Source organism: Nonomuraea sp. NPDC049129 (genome assembly GCF_040648495.1).
GTDB lineage: Bacteria > Actinomycetota > Actinomycetes > Streptosporangiales > Streptosporangiaceae > Nonomuraea.
This window is the reverse complement of sequence record NZ_JBEZDU010000008.1, coordinates 39,878-61,154: the sequence shown is the minus strand read 5'-3', so window position 1 is coordinate 61,154 and position 21,277 is coordinate 39,878. Positions and strand designations below refer to the sequence as shown.

27 protein-coding genes and 1 tRNA gene are annotated in these 21,277 nt (G+C 68.5%); 13 read left to right on the top strand and 15 right to left on the bottom strand.

Features of this window, described 5'->3' with window-relative positions:
- Positions 1-33: 33 nt before the first annotated feature.
- The 3 genes from AB0B64_RS25860 to AB0B64_RS25850 all read right to left on the bottom strand — a co-directional run bounded on the left by AB0B64_RS25860 (position 34) and on the right by AB0B64_RS25850 (position 1,703).
- Complete coding sequence (locus tag AB0B64_RS25860; protein WP_358180160.1) at positions 34-705, bottom strand: DUF998 domain-containing protein; 672 nt, start codon at positions 703-705, stop codon at positions 34-36.
- Positions 706-973: 268 nt separating this feature from the next.
- Positions 974-1,162 (bottom strand): hypothetical protein, encoded by a 189-nt coding sequence (locus AB0B64_RS25855; protein ID WP_357957558.1) that lies wholly within the window; start codon positions 1,160-1,162, stop codon positions 974-976.
- A gap of 91 nt (positions 1,163-1,253) precedes the next feature.
- On the bottom strand, positions 1,254-1,703 hold the full coding sequence (locus AB0B64_RS25850) for a MarR family transcriptional regulator (RefSeq protein ID WP_358180157.1): 450 nt from the start codon (positions 1,701-1,703) through the stop codon (positions 1,254-1,256).
- Positions 1,704-1,764: 61 nt separating this feature from the next.
- Between AB0B64_RS25850 and AB0B64_RS25845 the strand changes: the two genes are divergently transcribed.
- Positions 1,765-2,274, top strand: a complete 510-nt coding sequence (locus tag AB0B64_RS25845; RefSeq protein ID WP_357957562.1) for a VOC family protein — start codon at positions 1,765-1,767, stop codon at positions 2,272-2,274.
- Positions 2,275-2,472: 198 nt separating this feature from the next.
- Positions 2,473-2,712, top strand: coding sequence for a hypothetical protein (locus tag AB0B64_RS25840; RefSeq protein ID WP_357957564.1), 240 nt, complete (start codon positions 2,473-2,475; stop codon positions 2,710-2,712).
- A 58-nt stretch (positions 2,713-2,770) separates the two neighbouring features.
- Here AB0B64_RS25840 and AB0B64_RS25835 read toward each other — a convergent pair whose 3' ends face one another.
- The gene (locus tag AB0B64_RS25835) at positions 2,771-3,346 is read right to left on the bottom strand and encodes an NAD(P)H-dependent oxidoreductase (protein WP_357957566.1); all 576 of its coding nucleotides are present in this window, start codon (positions 3,344-3,346) and stop codon (positions 2,771-2,773) included.
- Positions 3,347-3,443: 97 nt separating this feature from the next.
- On the opposite strand from AB0B64_RS25835, the gene AB0B64_RS25830 reads away from it, so the two are divergent.
- Positions 3,444-3,776, top strand: coding sequence for a helix-turn-helix domain-containing protein (locus tag AB0B64_RS25830; RefSeq protein WP_357957568.1), 333 nt, complete (start codon positions 3,444-3,446; stop codon positions 3,774-3,776).
- A gap of 13 nt (positions 3,777-3,789) precedes the next feature.
- On the opposite strand, the gene AB0B64_RS25825 is transcribed toward AB0B64_RS25830, so the two are convergent.
- Positions 3,790-4,896: a hypothetical protein gene (locus AB0B64_RS25825; RefSeq protein WP_358180154.1), complete on the bottom strand. Its 1,107-nt coding sequence runs from the start codon at positions 4,894-4,896 to the stop codon at positions 3,790-3,792.
- Positions 4,897-5,137: 241 nt separating this feature from the next.
- Between AB0B64_RS25825 and AB0B64_RS25820 the strand changes: the two genes are divergently transcribed.
- A complete protein-coding gene (locus AB0B64_RS25820) occupies positions 5,138-6,037 on the top strand; it encodes a hypothetical protein (protein ID WP_357957572.1) in 900 nt (299 codons plus the stop codon).
- Between the two features lie 7 nt (positions 6,038-6,044).
- Here AB0B64_RS25820 and AB0B64_RS25815 read toward each other — a convergent pair whose 3' ends face one another.
- The 5 genes from AB0B64_RS25815 to AB0B64_RS25795 all read right to left on the bottom strand — a co-directional run bounded on the left by AB0B64_RS25815 (position 6,045) and on the right by AB0B64_RS25795 (position 10,552).
- Positions 6,045-6,836: an SDR family oxidoreductase gene (locus tag AB0B64_RS25815; protein ID WP_358180151.1), complete on the bottom strand. Its 792-nt coding sequence runs from the start codon at positions 6,834-6,836 to the stop codon at positions 6,045-6,047.
- Between the two features lie 96 nt (positions 6,837-6,932).
- Positions 6,933-7,370 carry a hypothetical protein gene (locus tag AB0B64_RS25810; RefSeq protein WP_357957576.1) on the bottom strand — a complete coding sequence of 146 codons (438 nt, stop codon included), beginning with the start codon at positions 7,368-7,370 and terminating at the stop codon, positions 6,933-6,935.
- A 10-nt stretch (positions 7,371-7,380) separates the two neighbouring features.
- A complete protein-coding gene (locus tag AB0B64_RS25805; RefSeq protein ID WP_358180148.1) occupies positions 7,381-8,451 on the bottom strand; it encodes a DUF6745 domain-containing protein in 1,071 nt (356 codons plus the stop codon).
- 156 nt (positions 8,452-8,607) lie between these two features.
- Complete coding sequence (locus AB0B64_RS25800) at positions 8,608-9,054, bottom strand: hypothetical protein (protein ID WP_357957580.1); 447 nt, start codon at positions 9,052-9,054, stop codon at positions 8,608-8,610.
- Positions 9,055-9,313: 259 nt separating this feature from the next.
- Positions 9,314-10,552, bottom strand: coding sequence for a cytochrome P450 (locus AB0B64_RS25795; RefSeq protein WP_358180145.1), 1,239 nt, complete (start codon positions 10,550-10,552; stop codon positions 9,314-9,316).
- Between the two features lie 145 nt (positions 10,553-10,697).
- Between AB0B64_RS25795 and AB0B64_RS25790 the strand changes: the two genes are divergently transcribed.
- The 6 genes from AB0B64_RS25790 (at position 10,698) to AB0B64_RS25765 (ending at position 15,467) form a co-directional block, all read left to right on the top strand.
- Positions 10,698-11,087: a hypothetical protein gene (locus AB0B64_RS25790; protein ID WP_358180142.1), complete on the top strand. Its 390-nt coding sequence runs from the start codon at positions 10,698-10,700 to the stop codon at positions 11,085-11,087.
- A 314-nt stretch (positions 11,088-11,401) separates the two neighbouring features.
- Positions 11,402-11,779, top strand: a complete 378-nt coding sequence (locus AB0B64_RS25785; RefSeq protein WP_358180139.1) for a DUF4180 domain-containing protein — start codon at positions 11,402-11,404, stop codon at positions 11,777-11,779.
- A 14-nt stretch (positions 11,780-11,793) separates the two neighbouring features.
- Positions 11,794-11,865: transfer RNA gene (locus tag AB0B64_RS25780), tRNA-Cys, on the top strand.
- 125 nt (positions 11,866-11,990) lie between these two features.
- Positions 11,991-14,102 carry a transglycosylase domain-containing protein gene (locus AB0B64_RS25775; protein WP_357957586.1) on the top strand — a complete coding sequence of 704 codons (2,112 nt, stop codon included), beginning with the start codon at positions 11,991-11,993 and terminating at the stop codon, positions 14,100-14,102.
- 162 nt (positions 14,103-14,264) lie between these two features.
- A complete protein-coding gene (locus AB0B64_RS25770; protein ID WP_357957588.1) occupies positions 14,265-14,681 on the top strand; it encodes a hypothetical protein in 417 nt (138 codons plus the stop codon).
- A gap of 132 nt (positions 14,682-14,813) precedes the next feature.
- Positions 14,814-15,467 (top strand): HNH endonuclease family protein, encoded by a 654-nt coding sequence (locus tag AB0B64_RS25765; protein ID WP_357957590.1) that lies wholly within the window; start codon positions 14,814-14,816, stop codon positions 15,465-15,467.
- Between the two features lie 11 nt (positions 15,468-15,478).
- Here the strand turns inward: AB0B64_RS25765 and AB0B64_RS25760 are convergent, their stop codons facing one another.
- From AB0B64_RS25760 to AB0B64_RS25750, 3 genes are read right to left on the bottom strand one after another with little or no spacing between them, the layout of a single operon-like run.
- Complete coding sequence (locus tag AB0B64_RS25760) at positions 15,479-15,892, bottom strand: DUF2871 domain-containing protein (protein WP_357957592.1); 414 nt, start codon at positions 15,890-15,892, stop codon at positions 15,479-15,481.
- A gap of 32 nt (positions 15,893-15,924) precedes the next feature.
- A complete protein-coding gene (locus AB0B64_RS25755) occupies positions 15,925-16,431 on the bottom strand; it encodes a cupin domain-containing protein (protein ID WP_357957594.1) in 507 nt (168 codons plus the stop codon).
- Between the two features lie 19 nt (positions 16,432-16,450).
- Positions 16,451-16,822, bottom strand: coding sequence for a DUF4267 domain-containing protein (locus tag AB0B64_RS25750; RefSeq protein ID WP_357957596.1), 372 nt, complete (start codon positions 16,820-16,822; stop codon positions 16,451-16,453).
- Positions 16,823-16,958: 136 nt separating this feature from the next.
- On the opposite strand from AB0B64_RS25750, the gene AB0B64_RS25745 reads away from it, so the two are divergent.
- Positions 16,959-17,159, top strand: coding sequence for a hypothetical protein (locus tag AB0B64_RS25745; RefSeq protein ID WP_357957598.1), 201 nt, complete (start codon positions 16,959-16,961; stop codon positions 17,157-17,159).
- A 37-nt stretch (positions 17,160-17,196) separates the two neighbouring features.
- Here the strand turns inward: AB0B64_RS25745 and AB0B64_RS25740 are convergent, their stop codons facing one another.
- The gene (locus AB0B64_RS25740; RefSeq protein ID WP_357957600.1) at positions 17,197-18,774 is read right to left on the bottom strand and encodes a histidine kinase; all 1,578 of its coding nucleotides are present in this window, start codon (positions 18,772-18,774) and stop codon (positions 17,197-17,199) included.
- 130 nt (positions 18,775-18,904) lie between these two features.
- Between AB0B64_RS25740 and AB0B64_RS25735 the strand changes: the two genes are divergently transcribed.
- Positions 18,905-19,789 (top strand): ATP-binding cassette domain-containing protein, encoded by an 885-nt coding sequence (locus tag AB0B64_RS25735; protein ID WP_357957602.1) that lies wholly within the window; start codon positions 18,905-18,907, stop codon positions 19,787-19,789.
- Positions 19,786-20,529, top strand: coding sequence for an ABC transporter permease subunit (locus AB0B64_RS25730; protein ID WP_357957604.1), 744 nt, complete (start codon positions 19,786-19,788; stop codon positions 20,527-20,529). Before AB0B64_RS25735 ends, AB0B64_RS25730 begins: the two co-directional genes overlap by 4 nt.
- A gap of 16 nt (positions 20,530-20,545) precedes the next feature.
- Here the strand turns inward: AB0B64_RS25730 and AB0B64_RS25725 are convergent, their stop codons facing one another.
- Positions 20,546-21,202 (bottom strand): response regulator transcription factor, encoded by a 657-nt coding sequence (locus AB0B64_RS25725; RefSeq protein ID WP_358180136.1) that lies wholly within the window; start codon positions 21,200-21,202, stop codon positions 20,546-20,548.
- Positions 21,203-21,277: the final 75 nt, after the last annotated feature.

Here is a 21,277-nt window from a genome sequence, read left to right as displayed (position 1 = left end):
CGCGGGAGAGAATAGCACCAAATGCGGCGGTTCTTAAGATCGACTCGCGACAAATCTATGATATGTCGGGAAATCCGCAGGTCGCTGAACGGCCCGGCCCCAGGCCAGCCGTACCAACCACGCGGCCAGCACCGCCAGCAACGCCACCTCCGCGCCCAGCAGCAACCGCTCCACCAACCCGATCATCACCCGCTCACCGGGCAGCGCCACATAGGTGACCGCCAGCACCCCGAGCCCGCCCGCCAAGGCCAGCCACTCGACGGTCCGCGCGACCGGCTTCCACGCCTCGTCAGCCGTGAGCCGGGGCACCAGCAGGGCCGCCGCCGCGGGCAGGCTGACGAACGCCGCCACGGACACGTAACGGTGAATCTCCGCCGTCAGGGTCAGGTCGGCGCCGATCGGCGTGGTCGGGATGACCGCGGCGACGATCAGCGCCCCCGACCACACCCACAGCAGCCGCTCCGGTAGCCCCCGCACCGGTGCGTTCGCCGCTTTCAGCGCCTTCACCAGGATCAGCGAACCGAGGCCCAGCACCATCATCGCCGCTTCCGTGACGCCCCCGCGGTCGGACACGGCGTATTCGCTGACGGTCGCGTTGAGTGGGTTCAGGCCGGGGTCGAGCACCAGCTGCCCGACCACGATCCCGACCACCGCGAACACGATCGACCCGCAGGCGACGATGGGATAGAGCCTCTTTGCGGTCATGTCCCTACTTTCCCGCCCACGGCCCACCCTCACATCAGGCGCCGCCCCTGACCCGACCCTGAGGTTCTCTCGGGGTTTTTTGGGGTCTTTTTCGTTACGGCAGGCACGGGAGGGCCCATCCGCCGACCGGGGTCGGCGGCCTTCCAGGGGCACGGTCCTCCGCCTCACCGGCTGGGCGCCGTGACGTGCGTCTTCTTGGCCGGGCACGGTCCATCGCTGCTCGCCGCTCGGGAGTGGAGGGCCCTGCACTCTGTCGGGCTCCGTCGGGTTACAAGCCCGAGGGGTCTCTGCCGACGCTGATCTCCTCGGCGATCCGGCGGAGTTCGGCCATGTCCAGGCCGGGGGCCTTGGGCAGTTGGCGTAGCAAGGCGTCCATCACCACGGGCACCGGCTGCCCGGCCAAGCGGCCGGCGATCCCGTGGACTGCCCTGAACAGCGCCTCATCCGTGTCGTGCATCCGCTCTCCTCGTTCGACTTCCGGGAGAACCGTACGGCGTCGCGGGGACAGTTTCGCGCTACGGCCTCAGCGTGTTCCACACCGTTTCGCGCTACGGCTCCAGCGTGTTCCGCACCGCCGCGCAGATCTCGGCGAGCTGCCCCAGCTGCTCGGGGGTGAGGACGTCGAACAGGCTCCGCCGTACCTCCTCCACGTGGCCGGGCGCGGCGGCGGCCAGGGCGGCGAAGCCCTCATCGGTGAGCGCGGCGAAGCTGCCCCGGCGGTCGGAGTCGCAGGGCCGGCGCCGCACCCAGCCGCGCTCCTCCAGCCGCGCGACCGCGTGGGAGAGCCGGCTCTGCGAGCTCTGCGCCCTGTTGGCCAGCTCGCTCATCCGCATCGAACGCTCCGGCGCCTCCGAGAGGGCCACCAAGATCATGTAATACGTGTGCGGCATGCCCGCGTCACGCTGGAGCTGGCGGTCGAGCGCCTCGTTGACCAACTGGGTCGCGGCCAGGAAGTCGCGCCAGGTGCGCTGCTCGTCATCGTCCAGCCATCGGGTCATGCGCCCATTTTAGTTGAACTCTCATATACTCGAAGGTAGCTTCCGCCGAGAGGGGTTCACCATGCCGGTTCAGCGGCTCAACCACGCGGTCCTGTACGTACGCGACGTCGAGCGCAGCGTCGCCTTCTACCGGGAGGCCCTCGGCTTCGAGGTGGTCATGGGCATGCCCGGCGCCGCCTTCCTGCAGGCGGCCGGCTCGACCAACGACCACGACCTCGGCCTGTTCCAGATCGGCGAGCAGGCGGGTCAGTCCACCGCCGGCCGGTCCACCGTGGGTCTCTACCACCTGGCCTGGGAGGTGGACACGCTCGACGAGCTGGAGCGCATCGCGGCCAAGCTGAGCGAGCTGGGCGCGCTGGCCGGGGCCTCCGACCACTCCACCACGAAGGCCCTGTACGCGCACGACCCGGACGGCCTGGAGTTCGAGGTCTCGTGGCTGGTGCCCGCCTCGCTCCTCACCGAAGAGGTGCTGACCGCGCGCAGCGGCATCCGGCCGCTCAACATCGCGGCCGACAAGGAGAGGTACGGCGGCCAGACGCGCGGCGGCGTAGGCGTCTCCATCCCCGCCTGACGTCCCGTCCATCCCCGCCCGACGTCCCGTCCATCCCCGCCTGACGTCCTGGCGTCTCTATCCCAGGTCCGACGTCCTGGGGTCTCCATCCCCGGTCCGACGTCCTAGCGTCTCCATCCCCCGCCTGACGTCCTGGCGTCACATTTCGCACTGGATGTACCGTGGCCTTATCCCACTCCCGCGCTTTGGAGGAGGGCCATGCCGAGCGATCCCGATCATGTTCTCGACGCCATCGACGGTGTCGTCGACGAATGGGAGACGTTGAGCGCCGACGCGATGCGCTGGGCGCCTCCCGAGAGCAAGTCCGAAGACCTGATCCACGAGGTGACGGAGATCTTCGGCCCGCTCGCGAACGCGCTCAGCCAGGCGTTCCGCCCACTGGGTGACGCCGTGACCCGCGTGCTCGACAACCTGATCGACAACGACGACGAGTCCTGAAATAATCCGAATAACCCGCCAGAAACCGCCTGCCGCATGGTCCCGGCAGGCAGGCGGGTCAGGCGACTGAGAGGCGCATGGGGCGCAGGGCGCTCGTGAGCTTGGCGAGTTCGGCCAGCATGGCGTCGGCGGCGGCGGTCATCACGTCGTTGGGCTTGACCGTGCCGTCCTCGACGAACTGCGGCACGAACGGCAGGTTGACGGCCTCGACCACCGGGATCATCTTCAGGGTACTGACCACCTGGCGCAGGCTGTTGACCGCGCGGGTGCCGCCGGAGAGGCCGCCGTAGCTCACGAAGCCGGCCGCCTTGTGCTGCCACTCCTGGTGCAGGAAGTCGAGGGCGTTCTTGAGGACGGCGTTGAAGCTGTGGTTGTACTCGGGCGTCACGAAGACGTAGGCGTCTCCGCGCTCGACGATGGCGCTCCACTCCTTGGTGTGCGCGTGCTCGTACTGCTTGAGCCTGGGGTGGTTCGGCTCGTCCAGGAAGGGCAGGCCGACCTCGGCCAGGTCGATCAGCTCGACGTCGAAGTCGCCGCCGGCCACGGCCCGCTCGTAGAACCACTCCCCGATCGTCCTGCCCACGCGGCCGGGGCGGGTGCTGGCGACGATCACCTGCAGTACGGGCTTGGACATGTGGCGCTCCTCAGTCTCAGACGGCTAGCTGCTCAACATTATTGAGTAACTACATATTTCTTAGCAAATGGAGCGGCGGTTGGGTAAGATCTACGACGTGAGCATTGATTCGGTGTGCGTCAGGTTCCACACCGCCCTCGAACTGATCGGCGCCCGATGGTCGGGCGCCGTGCTGCAAATGATCTTCAAAGGTGCGCACCGCTACGCCGCGCTCAAAGCGGCCATCCCCGGGGTCAACGACACGATGCTCGCCCGGCGCCTGCGGGAGCTGGAGGCGGCCGGGCTCATCGAGCGGCGAGTGCTCGCCACCTCACCGGTCAGGGTCGAATACCACCTGACGGAGATGGGCGAGGAGCTGCGCCCGGTCATAGACGAGCTGGTCGTCTGGGCGCACAAGTGGATCCCCCTCCCGGAGGAGAAGGCCTCCTGACCTTCGGGTGCCGTCAGGCGGCTCCCACGTGTTCGGCGATGGCCCCGGTGACCGGTATGACCGTGGGCAGCGGCCGGGTGGTGAAATGTGCTGGCTTGTGGGTGCGCAGCAGCAGTTCGCCGCTGCGTTCCCAGTCGAAGCCGCGCTTGTTGAGCAGCCTGGCGAAGACCGCGCCGGCCTTCTCGGGATCGCGTTCGGCCAGCCGCCGGATCGGCACCGGCGAGACGGCGTCGCCCCGGAGGTAGGAGCTGACCAGCTCGCGATAGGGCCGCCTGGCGACCAGGCCGGGGTCCTGGAAGACCTCCTCCAGCTTGGCGAAGTCGGCGTAGTAACCGAGCCCCGCCACCTCGTCGAAGATCAGGGCCACCGTCTCGGCCCCGTCCATCCGTACGGGCAGCTCCTCCCTGGTCGGCGCCGCGCCGCCCAGACGACCCGACTGGTAGGCCAGGTAGCCGCGGATGCGGTCGGCCAGCTCGGCGGGCCGCAGCACGACCAGGTCGGTCCCGAAGTGACTGATGAAGCACCGGCGCTGCTCGCTCTGCAGCTCCCTGGCCCGCGCCAGCAGCACCGGGTTGCGGAACACCCAGTCGGGATGCTCCAGCGCGATGTGCGCGGCCACCGGCAGGAGCGTGTCACGCGCGGCGGCGGCGTGGACCGCGGGCGTGCCGCTGATCAGCCAGTCGAGGCCGAGCGGCAGCAGCCTGCCCACCACGTACATCCCTGGGCGCAGCTCCTCGAACGCCGCCTCACCCAGGTTGGAGAACACCCGGTAGACCAGCTCGTCCACGAGGTTGAACAGCAGCACGGCCGCCCCGTCGACCACCCGCACCTCGTACACCCCCTCGACCACCTCCTTCCAGCTCGACAGCAGCTCGACCTCGGCCCTGGCCAGGTCGGGCCGCTCGCGCAGGAACCGGTCGATGACCGTGTCGCCACCGGTCAGCGGGTGCTGGTGGGCGAAGTAGTCGATGGGCAGGAAGGCCGCGGCCTCGTCGGTGGGCGGGTCGTCGGCGTAGAACCGGTCGAGCACCCCGCTCAGCTCGCGCTCGAACCTGCCTGAGGTGGCAAAGTGGATCAGCTCGGCCTTGAGCTCTACGGCCCGCGCCAGCATGGTCATCATCACTCCTCGTGTCCGGAGTGACACTAACCGTCCCTGGGGCGGTCGGGACGGCTCTTCCGCCAGTTGGGGTCACACCTGCCGCCCGTCCGAGCCAGTTCGGGTCACCACCTGCCGACCGCCCGGGCCATGGGGCTACCACCTGCCGTTCGCCGCCCGCCTCGCCGATAGCCTCGTACCGATGAGGTGCCGGGCGAACCGCTGCCGTGGTGGCCCGGTCGCGCGCTCAAGGGGTGGTAGGCGAATGGCGCTCTTGGATTACCTACGCGACTGGCAGCCCAAGCCCGTGACCAGCGAAGACGTCATCTCACCCCAGCCCGCGGCGGCCCTGGCGGCGGTTCTCGACGCGCCGCCGACCGCCGGTGAGGCGCTGCCGTTGCCGTGGCAGTGGCTGTACTTCCTGGAGTGGCCGCCGCAGGCCGCCCTCGGCCTCGACGGCCATCCGGCCGAGGGTCACTTCCTGCCGCCCATCCCGCATCGGCGGCGGATGATCGCGGGCGGGCGGATGCGGGCGCGGCGGGGGCTGGAGATGGGGCGGCCCGCCGTACGGACCGCTGAGCTGACGGCCGTCACGCCGAAGGAGGGGCGGACGGGAGAGCTGCTGTTCGTGACGGTGCGGTACGAGTACCGGCAGAGTGGGGAGTTGCGGCTGGTCGACGAGCAGGACCTGGTCTACCGCTCGGACCCGCCGACCGAGGGGGCGGCTCCCGGCGGGGCGCTTCCGCAACCGGGAGAGCCAGCCCCGGCCGCTGCCTCCGCCCCCGCCTCGGCTAGCGCTGACGCCAGCGCTGGGCCCGCGGCTGCTGATGCCGCGTGGCGGCTTGCGGTTACCGCCACTCCGCCGCTGCTGTTCCGTTTCAGCGCGCTCACCGCCAACGCCCACCGCATCCACTACGACCAGCGCTACTGCACCGACGTCGAGCGCTACCCCGGCCTCGTCGTGCACGGTCCGCTGCTCGCCGTTCTCATGGCCGAGCTGCCCCGGCGGCACGCCCTGGGGCGGCGGATCACCGGCCTGACCTACCGCCTGCGGCGTCCCGTCTTCGAGGGTGAGCCGTTCGTCGTCACCGGCTCGCCGGAGTCGGGGCAGCTGAGCGTCCAGGACGCCTCCGGCAGGCTGCGAGCCGAGGCGCACTTCACCTGACCCCGGCTCACACCGTCTTGAGCATCCCGCCGTCGACGAAGTACGTGGAGCCCACCGAATAGCCGGCCCGCTCCGAACACAGGAAGACCATGAAGTCCGCCACCTCCTCCGGGGTGGCGAACCGCTTGATCGGCGCGTGCTCCCGCGCGACCTCGTCGAGGTGCCCCTGCCAGTCCCCGCCGCTGTCCGCGGTCAGCTGCTTGGCGGTCTTCACCCAGTCGGGGGTGAGGACCAGGCCGGGGTTGACGCAGTTCACCCGGATGTTGTGGTCGATGACCTCCGTCGACAGCGTCTTGGAGAACATCATCAACGCGGCCTTGGTCACGTTGTAGATGGGTTCGTACCAGAGCGGCTGGACGGCGCAGATCGACGCGTTGTGCAGGATCACCCCGCCACCACGCTGCCGCATACCGGGCACGAGTCCGCGGGCCAGGCGTACCGCCGCCATGACGTGCAGGTCCCAGTACGCCTGCCACTTCTCGTCCGGGGCCTCGAGTATGGTCTCGTTGGATCCGGCTCCGGCGTTGTTGACCAGGATGTCCGCGCCCCCGAAGCTCTCTTCGGCCGCCTCGATCAGCGTCGCCGTGCCGTCCGCGGTCGCCACGTCACACGGGACGGGCACCACGCGCACACCGTGGGCTTCGCGGATGCCGCGCGCCGCCTCCTCCAGGCGGTCGCCGACACGGGCGGCGAGTACGAGATGCGCGCCCTCTGCCGCGAGCCCCTGTGCCACGGCCAGGCCGATCCCGGAGCTGCCACCGGTGATGACGGCGACCTTGTCCCTCAACCCGAGTTCCACCGAACCTCCCGCAGACTGTCCACACGTGCCCCTCCATCATCGGGCACCGCCTGCGGCGCACCGGGTTCGCACGCGCCGCAGGGGTGTCGACGTGGATCAGTCCGCCACGAGGCGGCTCCTCCGGCCCTCGTGCTCGCGCTGCCGCCGGATGACGTACGTGCCCGGCGTACAGCCCGTTGCTCCGTGTTCGGGATGGAGCAGGTAGGCGACGGCGGAGGTCTCGAAGATGCCGATCGCCAGCCGGTCGGAGTCCATCACGTCAACCGTCCAGCGGCAGGTGCCCGGGTCGGCGACAAGTGTGTGCGGGTTGCCGCCGGCCGCGCCACGCAGGAGTTCGACCCCTTCGGGCGGTACGTCCGTCCACATGGCCGGGTTCCATGGCCGTACGGACGACGCGACGACGGAGAGCGGGATGACGATGAGGTCGCCCTGGGCTTGGAGCCCGTCGACGACAGGGATGCTCACCGTCTGCTCGAGGTGGTCGAGCACGGCGAGTCCGGTCTGCTGGGAGAGAGAAGCGAGAGTCACAGTCATGGAGATCACCTCAGGTTCGGCGTACGAGAAGGGAGTACTGCTCGGCGGACAGCCCGTAGGTCCAGCCGGCGGCGTCGAGCGGGTCGTTCAGGAACCCCGGCACGGTCAGCCCATACCGGCGGCGGTGCCCGTCGCGTTCGACGGACCCGTTGACCGCGAGGAGCACCTTGGTCTCCTTGCGCATGTCGTACAGCCGCAGTTCCGACCCGGGGTTGCCGGGGTCCGGCGCGGCCGCGACCAACCGCAGGCCGGCCTGTTCGATGTACGAGCTCCAGCCGATGCGCTCGATCGCGCACCGCCTGACCTCGACGTTGGCCTCCTGGGCGATCCGCTGGACGTCCGGACTCGTGATCACCCAGGGGGGCACCTGGGTGCCGTGCCAGGCGTACACATCCCACCCGTCGGCGTAACGCACCGCCGGGCCGTCGGCACAGTGCAGCCGGACTTCGCCGTCGTCGCTCCACACCTCCGTGTGCAGGGCGACGGGCCGTTCGGAGATGACGCACACGCCTTCACGAGGCCACCACCAGCCGCCTGACCGGGCCGCTGCCGCCCACAGATCGAGCCGCCTGACCCGCTCGGTCGCGAAGACCACACCGGCCGCTCGACGGAGGGCGTCGTAATGGGCGATCCAGGAGACGCACTGCACGCCGTACCAGCCGTTCATCCGGCGTTCGCGCGAGTCATGCACCGCCCGGACCGGCACGAGGAGCGAATCTTGGGTGGAACGCCCGAGCGGGCCGACCACCTCCCGCCGAATCAGCCGGTCCATCGGCTCCCATCTGACCCGGGTGTCGAGTTCGAGGCACAGCTCTCTCATCAGCGCGGAGAGCCGAGGCGGCAGCGGCCATTCGGACATGTGCCGGGCGGCTTCCGAAGGCCGTAGACCCGGCGGAACGGTCTCCAGAGCCGCGAGCGGTGACGGGACCCAGTGGAAACGCGGTGGGGCGAGCCCGATCAAGTGGTACAGCTCGGAGATGGCGGCCTCTTTGGCCGGACGGTCGGCGGGCATGGTCGACAGCGTCGAGCCCAGCCATTCTTCGCGGATTGCGGCAGCTTCCCGCTGCTCGGGAGCGCTCACCAGATGAAGGTGGCGTCGTCCTTTCCTACGATCATGGTGGAAATGGTGACAGATCTGGGTGGTGGCTGTCTACTGCGGATGTATCGCTGCTGACCGCCCCCCGTCCCTCCGCTTGCCCAGCCGACTGGACAAGCGGAGGTGTGGCTGTGGCAGTACTTACGGGTTGTCGACGCCGATCCAGTTGACGTACCACCCGTAAGTCTCCGCGTCGGCGACGGTGAGCGGGGGGATGTCCCTCTCGCTCCAACGGATATAGACGCGGAATCCAGTCGCGGTGGGGCGGTAAACGGTGCTGGTGCCCGTCAGCTCGAACTGGTGATCCGTGCCGCCGACCGAAACCGTGTAGACGGGAGTACCCCTGAAGCCCGCGGACGTGGTGTCCACGTCGATGTAGAGGCCGGGCGAGTTGTTTATGTAGAGCTGCCAGCCGATTCCCGGCGCCGTGCTCCCGGAAGCGATCCGCTGAGTCGTCGACCCCGAAAGTGCCTTGGCTACCGTCTGCTTGACGACAGGGCGGGCGTCGGCATGCGCACCGACCCCTGTCGTGAGGGCGGCTCCGAATGCCAGGGCAGTGGCAAGGGTCGTGAATCTTACGATGGACATGCGTGCTCCTTAGGTCAAAGTCCTCAGCGGTCATGACCTCGGAGAGACACTGTCCGCAGGGGGCAGCCATGGCGTGCGAGGATAAAGCGATCATCACACATGGTAATCGCCGCGAAGCGCTATTCCACAGCACGACACTCTCCCGAAAAAGGGATCATGAGCTGGGGATTCTCCCGTTCGAGCAACCCCGCGACGCCTACTCGCCCGAGGCGCGAACCGTAACTCAGCGTGACTTCGGAACCGGAGTTCGGACGCCTTCTCACCAGGCGAGGAAGAGCGTCTCGGGAGAGCGGTGGATGAGGGTGGGGGCCATCGTGATGTCGGTGTGGGCCAGGCGCAGGCCGGGGAGTTCGCGGATCAAGATTTCCAGGGATATCCGGACCTGCTCCTTGGCGAGTTGCGAGCCCGGGCACCCGTGCGGACCATGTCCGAAGGACAGGTGGCGGAAGGCTTCCCGGCCGATGTCGAACTCGTCCGCCCGCACGTCACCGTCCGCCCGCACGTCACCGTCCGCCCGCGCAGCGGCATCGGCGTCGGCGTCGCGGCCGGCTGAGGCGAAGGACACGAAGACCACGTCGCCCTCGTGCAGCTCAGTGCCGCTCAGCGTCACGGTGGTGGTGACCGTACGCCGGAAGCCCTGGACCGGCGCCTCGAACCGGAGTGCCTCCTCGATGGCCGCGGCGATGAGCCGCGGCTGCTCGCAGAGCAGTTCCCACTGGCGGCGATCACGCAGCAGGTTGAGCACCACGGTGCCGAGCAGCGCGGTCGTCGTCAGGTGGCCGGCCAGCAGCAGGTTCTGGACATTGGACACGATCTCCTTGCGCTGATCGAGCGTGAGGTCGTCGGAGCCGGGGGCCAGGTCGCGGACCATCTCCGTGAACAGGTCGTCGCGCGGAGCCCTCCTCCGCGCGCGAGCGTAGCCGTCGAGCAGCCGCTGCATGTCCACGATCTCTTCCGCGACCTCGACCTGCTCGGTCTCCGTCAGCTCGGTGAACACCAGCCTCTCCGCTCCCTGCGCCCCGCGAATCGCGCCAGGCGCGTCGGCGGGGTCCAGGCCGACCAGATGGCCGATCACGGCGGCGGGCAGCGGCCGGGCGTACGCGTCCATCCACTCGACCTGACCGTCGCCGGCGAAGGAGCCGATGAGCGCCTCGGCCCGCTCGGTGACGAACGGGAGCGCGGCGGCTACCTTGGCGGACGACAGCCCTCTGCTGAGGGGGCGGCGCAGGCGCCGGTGCGCGTCGCCGTCGGCGCCGAGCACCGTCCGCACGCCGCCGAACCCCTGGCTCAGCACCGAGAGCGCGGCCTTGCTCGGCAGGTAGTCGGGTCGCAGCGCGCCCGCCGACGAGAACTGCTCTGGATTGCCCAGCACCTCGCGTACGTCTTCGCGCCGGCTCACCAGCCAGGCGTCGAGCTCGGGTACGAAGGTAAGCCCTTGCGTCCGGCGAGCCTCGGTGTAGACGGGGTACGGGTCGCGGTAGAAGCCCTGTGGGTCCACGTGCCTATGGTCGCGGGTGGGATATGCGCCGGACAAGCTTTGCCCAAAGGCTCAATACGTTGCCGTTTAGTGGGAAATTTCCTCATTAATGTCGCCTCACATGCGCTTTGTCGCATTTGGGGTCTAGTGAGAGGATCATCGGACGATGCCAACAGATATTGTTGTGATCCTCAATGATCAACCGGGTGAGCTGGCCCGACTCGGCAGGGTCACCGGCGAGGCGGGCGTGAACATCCAGGGTCTCGCGGCTTTCACCGGAGAGGGCAAGGGCGTCGTACACGTGCTCGTCGATGACGAGGCCGCCACCAGATGCCGCCAGGTGTTCGAAGGCGCCGGGATGGGGATCGCCGATGAGCGCTCCGTACTCGTGGCGGAGATGGACGACCATCCGGGCGCCCTTGGCGAGCTGACCCGGCAGCTCGCCGACGCCAACGTCAACATCGACCTCGCCTACACGACCTTCGGCGGTGTACGGATCGTCATCGCCACCGACGACATGGCGAACGCGAAGTCGGTCCTCGAAAGCAGGCGCTGATCCTTCTCGCGAGTCACGGCGATTGACGCCGCGGATATCCGTCGCTATTGTCGTTTTGGAAATGACGAACAGGCGTGAATTCACCGACCGCCTGGAGACGAAGGTCAGGAGCCGGACGATGGACAGGAAGGCAGCAGCCATGATGGCCTGCTCCGCCTGCGATCCGGCCGCTTCGTCCTGTTGTCGTTGTTGTCGCGCCTGACGCGCAACCCTCCCTCGCACATCGCCCCAACGGCGGTTTCTCGCCGTGCCGTCAAATGACGTCGCGCGCGCATCTTTAGCTTTCTTCCCTTTTTGAGAGAGTGGTTATCGTCATGCCTGAAACGCTTTCCCTTATTCAGGGATTCCGTGTTCTCTCGTGCGCCCCTAATGGCGAACCGATTAAGGACGAACGCGCCGCCACCGATCTGGTGGGCGAGGCGTGGGGGCAGCGCGCCGAGGTGATCGTCATTCCGGCGGAACGGCTCGACGACGCCTTCTTCCAACTCCGGACGCGGGTCGCGGGTGACATCATGCAGAAGTTCACGACGTACCGGCTGCTTCTGGTGATCACGGGGGACATCTCCCGGCACACGGCGGCGAGCTCGGCCTTGCGCGACTTCGTTCATGAGACGAACCAGGGTGACCACGTCTGGTTCCTGCCCAGCCTGGAGCACCTCGACGAACGTCTGGCCCGGCGAGCCGGCGCCTGACCGTTCGTCTGCTTGGCCGTGTGCCCGAGTGGTTCAGGGAACCGCCTGCAAAGCGGTGAACGCCGGTTCGAATCCGGTCACGGCCTCTCAAAACGCCTTTTGACCAGGGATCATATCGAATCAGATATTGATTCCGACCGCATAGCGCTATTAGACATCATCCGATCGGTTCTGATTTGCTCCTGCCCTCTGCTGACCAAGAGGGGCTCTGATGGCGCGTCGGGGGACGAAGATCGTACGGCTCACCGCGGCCGGGGTGGCCGCGGGTGTGCTCGTGGCGGGGATCGCGGTGCCGGCCGTGGGGGGTGCGGCGCTCGGATTCGCGTCGGCGGTGGGCGAGGCGGAGCTCAAGCCGGTCGCCCTCGTCGAGCCGCCGCCGGCCGAGGTCACGATCGTGCAGGACGCCAAGGGGGGCGAGATCGCGCGCTTCTACGAGGAGTATCGGGAGGTCGTCGGCTTCGACCAGATCGCCGAGGTCATGAAGACGGCGATCGTCTCGATCGAGGACTACCGCTTCTACGAGCACGGCGCGATCGACATCGAGGGCACCGTACGGGCGCTGGCCAAGAACCTGCGGGCGGGCAAGGTGAGCCAGGGCGGGTCCAGCATCACGCAGCAGTACGTCAAGCAGGTGCTGCTCAACTCCGCCGACACCGACGCGGAGCGGAACGCGGCCCTTGCGGCCAGCTACGCGCGCAAGCTGAACGAGCTGCGGTACGCCATGGGGGTCGAGGAGAAGTACACCAAAGACCAGATCCTCGGGAAATATCTGAACATCGCGTACTTCGGAGCCGGGGCCTACGGCGTCGAGGCGGCGGCCAAGCGGTTCTTCGGCGTCAAGGCCGACCGGCTCACCCTGCCACAGGCGGCGACGCTGGCGGGAGCCGTACAGGACCCGAACGCCACCGACCCGAACATCGGCAGGAAGCACCGCGAGAGGCTGCTGAACCGCCGTAACGTCGTGCTGAACCGGATGGCCGAGCTGGGCAAGATCACTCCAGCCGAGGCGGCCGCGGCGAAGGCCACCAAACTCGGCTACAAGGGCACCAAGCTCCCCGGTGGCTGCGAATCCAGCAAATATCCGTACTTCTGCCTGTATGTCCGGCAGGAGATCCTCAGCAACCCCGACTTCGGCAAGACCGCCGCGGCGCGCCTGGCGATGCTCAACCGCGGCGGCCTGACGATCAGGACCACGATCGACCCCGCCATGCAGCGGGCCGCGGATCGGGCGATCAGGAAGTACGTGTACGCCTCCGACGACCCCGTCGCCGCCGAGGCCCTGGTCCAGCCGGGCACCGGAGCGATCAAGGCCATGGCCGCGAGCAGGCCGTACGGCGGCGACCGCGCCAGGAACGAGATCTCCTACAACCTCGTCGCGGACGCCGTGCACGGCGGCGGCGCCGGGTTCCAGGCCGGCTCCACGTTCAAGACCTTCACCCTGATCAGCGCGCTGAAGAACGGCATGAAGCTCGACGACGGCCTGAGCGCGGGCGCCGGATACCGGGCCCCGGGCTATTCGACGTTCAAGAACTGCAAGGGCGAGAACATCGGCGACCCGACGCACACGGTCACCAACGACGAAGGCTCCCCGGGGTGGAAGACGCTGCGGACCGGCACCTGGGCCTCGGTGAACACCTTCTTCATGGAACTCGAGCGGCGGGCCGGGCTCTGCGAGACGGTCACCACGGCCAAGTCGCTGGGAATCCGCCGCTCGGACGGGCGGAAGCTGCAGGAGTACGAGACGTTCACGCTCGGCATCAACGAGATGGACCCGGTGACCGTGGCCACCGCGTACGCGGCGATAGCGGCACGCGGCAAGTACTGCGCGCCGACGGCCATCACCCGGGTCACCGACCGCGACGGCAAGGCCACCCGGTACCGGCCAAAGTGCCGTCAGGCGCTCGACCCCGCCATCGCCGACGCGACGGCCGACGTGCTGTCCGGCGTACTCACCAAGGGCACGATGCGCGACGTCGGGGGCATCGGGCGCGACGCGGCGGGCAAGACCGGCACCACTGACGACTACGCGTCGGCGTGGTTCGCCGGGTTCACCCCGGACCTGGCGGCGGCGGTGAGCATCGGGGACCCGCGCGGCTCCCAGGACCACAAGCTGACCGGGGTGACGATCGGCGGGCGCTACTACGGGGCGGTGGCGGGTGCCACCCTTCCCGGGCCGATCTGGAAGGACACGATGATCGGCGCGTTGGCGGGCGTGCCCCCGACGTCGTTCTCCCCCATCGACACCGCTCGATTCGAGGGGTGCTCCCAGGGCTGCCGAACCGCGCCGACGTCAGCTGACGATGACAGCACGCCTGACCCCTGAAGCGGGCGGGCGTTCGCGCGAAACCGCTGGTTGGATGTCCCGTACGCGTGTGGTGCTGATCACCTTGGATGTGCGGATTTCTGCACAGTTGATCGCTGGCCGTCTCCCTAATGTCTGTCCTGCCGGACGAACCCGGCAGCACCGACAAGGGGGAGGAACCCAATGCGTAAGACCTTTGCGATCGCGGCTCTGGCCGGCTCGATGGCCTTCACCGGTATCGCTCTCAGCCCGGCCGCCCAGGCGACCACCCAGACCACGACCACCACCGCGAGCGCGACCACCTTCACGGTGAACTGGGGCAAATTCTTCTCCAGTGACCGCAAGGCGTACACGTTCGGCAGGACGTGGAAGAGCGGCGGCAAGATCTTCACGACGTGGCACGGGGTGGACAACGTCGGCGGCAAGAAGGGCTGGGTGTGGTTCGAGTACTACAAGAACGGCAGCTGGCACAAGTTCAACCAGTCGTGGGACGGCGAGGTCGTCGGCCGCTGGAGCGGGCGTGGGATCAAGAAGGTGTACACGTTCACCTGCTGGGCGGGCAAGTTCGACAACTGCGGCCGCAAGTACCGCATCTACTAAGCCGGGCAACGTAACGAGCGGTGACCCCGCCGCACCGGCGACTCCTCCCACACGGTCCGTCAGCACCATGGACCCGCAGCATCCCTGTCGTGAGAATCGCGGTCAGCGGAAGTAGCTGGTAAGGGTAGAAGCATGATCTTTTTGAGGCGGACAGTGGGAGTCGCCGTACTCACCCTTCTGGCCATCCCGATCACCGCCACCACGGCCACGCCACCGGCGGCCGCCGACGTGCGCGAACGGTCGCAGGCCGAGGGCGGGACAGCGGGCCGCCGCATGCTGGCCCGGTTGAAGGTCGCCAAGCCGTTATCCATCCGTGGTTACAGCCACCGGCGGTTCCTGCCCCGGTGGGCGCACCACAAGGGCAGGTGCGACGCACGAGAGGTGGTCCTGGCCCGCGACGGGCGACGCGTACGTAAGAACGCCGCCTGCCATCCGGTCAAGGGCGTCTGGTACAGCCCGTACGACGGCAAGCGGCTGAAAAGCGAGAGATTGGTCGACGTCGACCATGTCGTGCCGTTGTCCTACGCCTGGCGCTCCGGGGCGAGCAAGTGGAGCCAGGCGCGGCGCCGCGCCTTCGCCAACGACCTCACCCGCCCCGAGCTGGTGGTGATCAGCCACTCCGCCAACATCGCCAAGGGCGGCCAAGGACCGCAGAGCTGGCGTCCGCCGCGCCGCGCCTACTGGTGCCGGTACGCGACCTCGTGGATCACCGTGAAGCATCACTACCGGCTCCTCGTGACCCGAAAGGAGAAGGTGGCCCTGCTCAACATGCTCCGCACCTGCTGAGCGGCCCATGATCAGGATTCGTCTTTGGCAGGGATCCGCTTGCCGAGGTTGATGAAGAAAAGGACCAAACCCACGGTCAGCACGATGTGCCCCAGTCCGGCGAGGCCGGAGATCATCGCACTGGTCTGAGCGCCCAGGACGGTCTGGGTGCCGTGGATGATCATCATCAGGACGGTTAACGCGAGACCGGCGTTGTAGACCCAGAAGGACCAGTTGAAAAGCCTGCTGGCCGACAAGGTGAACAGCTTCTCCAACGCCAGCACGATGAGGTAGAAGAACATGCCGAGCACGAGCAGGTGCGTGTGCACCACGCCGAGCTGGGTGTCGCCCGTGAAGTCGGTCAACTTGGTGAGCTCGCGATAGTACAGACCACTGATCACGCCAATGATCATGTAGATGTGCGCCGCATGGAGGAGCTTTTTCATGATTAACGCCTTTCTGGGGGGCTGGCGGCGCTTCAGGACCTGGCGTCGTTCCAGGTCGTGCTGGTGAGGAAGTAGGTGTCGTAGAGCTCCTGCACATCAAGGAGGCTCTCCGGCGGCACCTTGCCGTACGCGATGCGCTCCAGGTGGCGGAAATACTCGAACCGCTCGACGCCCGGAGTGATGACGATGAGGATGTCGGCGTCCTCTCCCGGCGCCGCGGCGAAGGCATGGGGAAGACCGGCCGGCACGATCACGAGGTCCCCACGCTCGGCGGTGACGACCTGCTCACCGGACAGCAACTGCGCGGTGCCGTCGAGCATGTAGAACAGCTCGGCGGAGGCGCCGTGGCGGTGCGGTTTGGCGCCGTCCGCGCCGTTCGCGAGCGTGACCCGCTGGGTCGACAGCGCGCCACCGGTTGAACTGCTGTCGGCCAGCAGCCGGATGGTGGTGGGGGCCTGGCCGATCACTTCGGCGTCCCCGGAGCGCACGATGACGGACTTGTTCTCGTTTTTGTCGGAGTTGGGCACGATGAGCGACATTTCGGTGGCTCCTTAAGGCTCAGGCGAGGAACAGCAGGACGGCGCAGATGAGGACGACCACGGCGGTGGCGAAGTGGATGCCGAACGCCACCGCCTTGGTGCCGCCGTTACGCAGGACGATGACGGTGTCGGTGAGCGGAATGAGGGCCACGACCAGCATCAACCATGCCTCGGCGCGGACCCCCACGAAGAAGAGCAGGGCCAGGCCGACGAGGCCGTAGACGGCGTCGCGCTGGCCCTTGATGGTCAGGTAGACGGCGTCCCCGTCCTTCTTGGCGGGCACGCCATAGCCGGCGGCGGCGGCCTGCGGCGCCCGCAGGAACTGCAGACCGATGAAGAGGATGAAAAGGTCGAGCACGACAGCGAGTCCGTAAGCGATGGGGGTAAGCACGATCCACTCCAATTTCTAGCGCTGCTAGTTGCAAGAGTGACGCTAACATAGCTGCGACAGTTGCGCTAGCGGCGCTAGGAATTCGGTCAGCTGGAACCAGTCGCGGTCACCTGGAACCAGAGGGGCGGGGTTGATCGTGAGCATCAGGCCGCGCAGCATCGCCCATCCTCGTGCGCGCCGGATCATCGCCTCGACCGCGTCGGCGTACGCGGCGAGGAATCGGGGGTCCGCTCCTGCCGCCCTCTACCGCAAACTCGGCCGGCAAGAAGCCGGAGACCTGCCGACCGACTTCTACCCCCAGCTCAAGCTGTCGGTCTTCGCGCTGGCCAGGGGCTGATTCAGCCGTACTTCATCCCCGCCACAGGCCACGGCCGTCACCGCCGTACTGTCGGCACCTCGTCTTTGTGCGACAGCCGACCGCCGGTGAAGCACAGCCGGTACGCCGGCGACGGCGAGTTCGCCCTGATCCGGTAGAAGCGGCACTCGTCAGCGCCCTGCGGATCCGCAGGCGCGCCCCTCGGCCGTCCGCGGTCGTTCACCTGGTACGCGGGCAACCGTGACCCGAGCGACGCCAGGCTCTGGCCGACGCGCAGCTCCGCGTACACCCCGGCGTCCAGCACCGAGCGGCGCGCGGTGTAGAGGTCGTAGCCGGAGGTCACCAGCATCAGGGCGGCGGCCGCCGCGATCGGCAGCCAGATCGCGTCGATCATTCTGCGCCGTACCTTGCGGCGGGCCAGGGCGAGCTCCCGCTGCGAGTCGGGTGGCGTGGCCGCGACCCCCGCGGTGAGCGGCAGCCGGGCGGTGACGGCGAAGCCGCCGTCGGCGGGCCGCGCCCGCAGCCTGCCCCCGGCCAGCCGGACCCGCTCGTCCAGACTGACCAGCCCGAAGCCACCGGACGGTTCCCCCGGGAGGACCGCCGGCAGTGGCCCGGCCGGGGGCGCCGCGTTGACCACGGTGACCTCCGCTTCGCCGGACGCGTGGTCCGTGCCCAGCCGTACGGTGACCGCGGCGCCCGGCGCGTGCTTGGTGGCGTTGGTCAGTGCCTCCTGAACCACCCGGTAGACCGCCCGGTCGGCCATCGGCGGCAGCGGCTCCAGCTCGCCGTGGAGCGTCACCGCCATCCCCGACGCGGCGGCCCGCTCGACCAGCGCGGTCACGGTGTCGCCGGACGGCAGCACGGGCGCGCTCTCGCCGTCCTCCCGCAGTACCCCGATGATCTCGCGCAGCCGTTCGGTGGACCTCGCAGCGGACCCGCGCAGCTCGGCGGCCGCCTGGCGGGCGGACTCGTCCAGCCCCGGATGTACCTGAAGCGCGGCGGCGCTCAGCGCGATCAGGCTCAGCTCGTGCCCCAGCGAGTCGTGCATGTCCCCGGCGATCCGGGACCGCTCCACCAGTCGCATCCGCTCGCCGATCAGGCTCTGCTCCCGCTCCAGCCGCTCGGCGAGTTCCCATCCGGTGCGGACGAGGCCGTCGTGCTGGCGGACGTACCGGCCGGCCAGCCAGGGCAGCAGGATGTTCGTCACCGCAGTGGTGACCAGCGACAGCCAGTCCGACAGCGTGAGGCCGGGAGTGAGATTCACCGCCACCAGCCCCGCCAGGCACACCCCGGCGAAGAACAGCAGCCCGGGACGCATACCGGCGGTGCGCCGCCCCAGCAGGAACGCCAGCAACAGCTGGGGAATCATGAAGGTGTCGGTGTACAGCTCCGGTGTCACCGCCAGAGCCAGCCCCACCGGCACGGCCGCGGCCACGACCGGCCACCGCCGGCCCACGGCCACGGCCAGCGCCAGCAGCGGTACGGCGGCGATCCTCGCCCAGGGCAGTGGAAGACCGGGAGGCTGCCCCACCTCGGGCGACTCGTTCGCCAGGAACACCGGCACGGTGACCGCCAGCCAGAGCAGCAGATCGGCCGGGAACGTCTTCATGACGATGTCCCGGAACGACCAATTCATGGCGGTCACGCTACGCCGTGCCGCACGCCGCCACACCTGACGAAAGTAAGGGGCACCCGCTGCCGATCGTGCATGATCCCGGCCATCTCCGGATCCCTATGGTCGAGACCCCTGTCGGCAAAGGAGCCTGATGATCACTCTGCACGGACTGACCAAACGTTACGGCGACAAGACCGCCGTCGACGATCTCACCCTGGAGCTCACCCCCGGCACGGTCACCGGCTTCCTCGGCCCGAACGGCGCCGGAAAGTCGACCACCATGCGCATGATCATGGGCCTGGACTCCCCCACCTCCGGCACCGCCCTGATCGGCGGCCGCCCCTACGCGGACCTCGACCGTCCGCTGCGTACCATCGGCGCCCTGCTGGACGCCAAGGCCGTCCACCCTGCCCGCAGCGGCCGGGACCACCTGCGCGCCATGACCGTGAGCCAGGGCCTGCCCTTATCCAGGGTCGAGGAGGTCCTCGCCCTCACCGGGATGACGGAGGCGGCCCGCCGCCGCGCCGGGACGTACTCCCTGGGCATGAGTCAGCGGCTCGGCATCGCGGGCGCGCTGCTCGGCGATCCCGAGGTGCTGATGCTGGACGAGCCGGTCAACGGCCTCGACCCCGATGGGGTCCGCTGGATCCGCACATTGCTCAGATCGCTGGCCGCCGAGGGCCGCACGGTCTTCGTCTCCTCCCATCTGATGAGCGAGATGGAGCGCACCGCCGACCGGCTGATCGTCCTCGGCAAGGGCCGGCTGATCGCCGACGAGCCGATGGAGCGCCTGCTCGCCGGCTCGGAGGTGCGGGTACGCGGACCGCGACTGCGACCGCTGGCCGACGTCCTGCCCGCCGCGCGCTGGACCGGCCCGGACGAGCTGACCGTCAGCGGCCACACCACCGAGCAGATCGGCCGGCAGGCGTACGAGCTGGGGTTGCCGCTGTACGAACTGCGCGCCGTCGAGTCCTCGCTGGAAGAGTCGTACATGCGGCTGACCGCCGACAGCACCGAGTTCGGAGCCCACGCATGAACGCCCTGACCCGCGCGGCCGCCGCCGAGTGGCTGAAGCTCCGCTCCGTCCGCTCCACCTGGTGGTTCGCCGGCGGCGCGCTCCTGACGATGCTGCTGGTGGCGGTGCTGGAGGCGAAGGACACGGCCGTCTTTCTGCGCAAACATGGCCTACCGGTCGAACCGGTGTCGTCGGTCATCGAAGGCCTGGACTGGGTGCAGCTCATCTTCGGATCGCTCGGCATACTGGCGGTGACCAGCGAGTACGCCACCCGCAGCATCGTGGTGACGCTGGCCTGCACACCCTCCCGCACCCGGCTGGTGCTGGCCAAGACGGCCGTCGTGGGCGCTGCGATATTCGTCGCCGGCGGGCTCATCGCCGTCCTCGGCGTGGCGGCCAGCGCTCCGCAGCTGGAGAAGTACTGGGAATTCGACGCCGGACAGGTGACCGGGCGAATCCTGGCCATCGCGGCGTACCTGGCGCTCATCGCCGTACTGGCTCTCGGACTCGGCACGCTGATCCGCAGATCGGCCGGGGCCATCACGATGCTGTTCGCCCTGCTGTTCGTGCTCCCGATCGGGTTGCAGGGGCTCGCCACCTCGCTGGACGCCGAGTTCCTCAACACGCTCGCCTACTACACGCCCGCCCCCGTCGGGGAGCGCTTCATCGCGGGGGAGGCGGCATCCGGCCTCGTACTCACCGCGTGGGCCGCCGCGGTGGTCGCCGCTGGGATGTGGGTGATGCGCAAACGCGACGCTTGACCAGCGGCTCACCCCGTCAGTCGCGCGGGACCAGCCCGGCCTCGTACGCCAGCACGGCCGCCTGGACGCGGTTCTTCACCTCCAGGCGGCCCAGCACGGCACTCACATACGCCTTGACCGTCCCCTCCACCAGGAACAGCCGCCCGCCGATCTCCGCGTTGGACAACCCGGCGCCGACCAGCGCCAGCACCTCCCGCTCGCGCGGCGTGAGCACCGCGATCCGCTCCTTGGCCGCCGACTGCCGGCTCATCCGGCCGCCGCTGACCTGCTGAATCACCCGATGGGCGATCCGCGGCGAGAGAAACGCCGCACCCCCGTGCACGGCCCGTATCGCCGCCATCAGCTCGTACGGATCACCCGACTTGAGCAGAAAACCGCTCGCCCCGCTGTCCAGCGCCCTGATGATGTACCCGTCTTCGGAGAACGTCGTCAGCATCACCACCGCGACATCGGGGGCCGCCCGGCGCAGCTCCGCCGCCGCGCTCAGCCCGTCCAGCAGCGGCATCCGGATATCGAGCAGGGCCACGTCCGGTCGGTGCGTACGGGCGAGTTCGAGCGCCTCCCGCCCGTTGCCCGCCTCCGCGACCACCTCGATGTCCGGGGCGGCGGCCAAGATGGCTCGTACGCCCACCCGGACCAGGACCTCGTCGTCGGCGAGCAGCACCTTGATCACGCCTCAGACGCTACCGCCGCGTCGCTCCCCACGGCCTAAGGTTCGGCGTTGATTGGAACCATTCTCCTGTATCCG

Excerpts from the sequence above, each read along its gene's own strand:
- AB0B64_RS25755 (WP_357957594.1), bottom strand. The coding sequence starts at position 16,431 with ATGTCGCTCATCGTGCCCAACTCCGACAAAAACGAGAACAAGTCCGTC.
- AB0B64_RS25860 (WP_358180160.1), bottom strand. The coding sequence starts at position 705 with ATGACCGCAAAGAGGCTCTATCCCATCGTCGCCTGCGGGTCGATCGTG.
- AB0B64_RS25785 (WP_358180139.1), top strand. The coding sequence starts at position 11,402 with ATGCCTGAAACGCTTTCCCTTATTCAGGGATTCCGTGTTCTCTCGTGC.
- AB0B64_RS25730 (WP_357957604.1), top strand. The coding sequence starts at position 19,786 with ATGAACGCCCTGACCCGCGCGGCCGCCGCCGAGTGGCTGAAGCTCCGC.
- AB0B64_RS25775 (WP_357957586.1), top strand. The coding sequence starts at position 11,991 with ATGGCGCGTCGGGGGACGAAGATCGTACGGCTCACCGCGGCCGGGGTG.
- AB0B64_RS25770 (WP_357957588.1), top strand. The coding sequence starts at position 14,265 with ATGCGTAAGACCTTTGCGATCGCGGCTCTGGCCGGCTCGATGGCCTTC.
- AB0B64_RS25835 (WP_357957566.1), bottom strand. The coding sequence starts at position 3,346 with ATGTCCAAGCCCGTACTGCAGGTGATCGTCGCCAGCACCCGCCCCGGC.
- AB0B64_RS25790 (WP_358180142.1), top strand. The coding sequence starts at position 10,698 with ATGCCAACAGATATTGTTGTGATCCTCAATGATCAACCGGGTGAGCTG.
- AB0B64_RS25765 (WP_357957590.1), top strand. The coding sequence starts at position 14,814 with ATGATCTTTTTGAGGCGGACAGTGGGAGTCGCCGTACTCACCCTTCTG.
- AB0B64_RS25825 (WP_358180154.1), bottom strand. The coding sequence starts at position 4,896 with ATGATGACCATGCTGGCGCGGGCCGTAGAGCTCAAGGCCGAGCTGATC.
- AB0B64_RS25855 (WP_357957558.1), bottom strand. The coding sequence starts at position 1,162 with ATGCACGACACGGATGAGGCGCTGTTCAGGGCAGTCCACGGGATCGCC.
- AB0B64_RS25840 (WP_357957564.1), top strand. The coding sequence starts at position 2,473 with ATGCCGAGCGATCCCGATCATGTTCTCGACGCCATCGACGGTGTCGTC.
- AB0B64_RS25820 (WP_357957572.1), top strand. The coding sequence starts at position 5,138 with ATGGCGCTCTTGGATTACCTACGCGACTGGCAGCCCAAGCCCGTGACC.
- AB0B64_RS25845 (WP_357957562.1), top strand. The coding sequence starts at position 1,765 with ATGCCGGTTCAGCGGCTCAACCACGCGGTCCTGTACGTACGCGACGTC.
- AB0B64_RS25760 (WP_357957592.1), bottom strand. The coding sequence starts at position 15,892 with ATGAAAAAGCTCCTCCATGCGGCGCACATCTACATGATCATTGGCGTG.
- AB0B64_RS25735 (WP_357957602.1), top strand. The coding sequence starts at position 18,905 with ATGATCACTCTGCACGGACTGACCAAACGTTACGGCGACAAGACCGCC.
- AB0B64_RS25800 (WP_357957580.1), bottom strand. The coding sequence starts at position 9,054 with ATGTCCATCGTAAGATTCACGACCCTTGCCACTGCCCTGGCATTCGGA.
- AB0B64_RS25740 (WP_357957600.1), bottom strand. The coding sequence starts at position 18,774 with ATGAATTGGTCGTTCCGGGACATCGTCATGAAGACGTTCCCGGCCGAT.
- AB0B64_RS25810 (WP_357957576.1), bottom strand. The coding sequence starts at position 7,370 with ATGACTGTGACTCTCGCTTCTCTCTCCCAGCAGACCGGACTCGCCGTG.
- AB0B64_RS25850 (WP_358180157.1), bottom strand. The coding sequence starts at position 1,703 with ATGACCCGATGGCTGGACGATGACGAGCAGCGCACCTGGCGCGACTTC.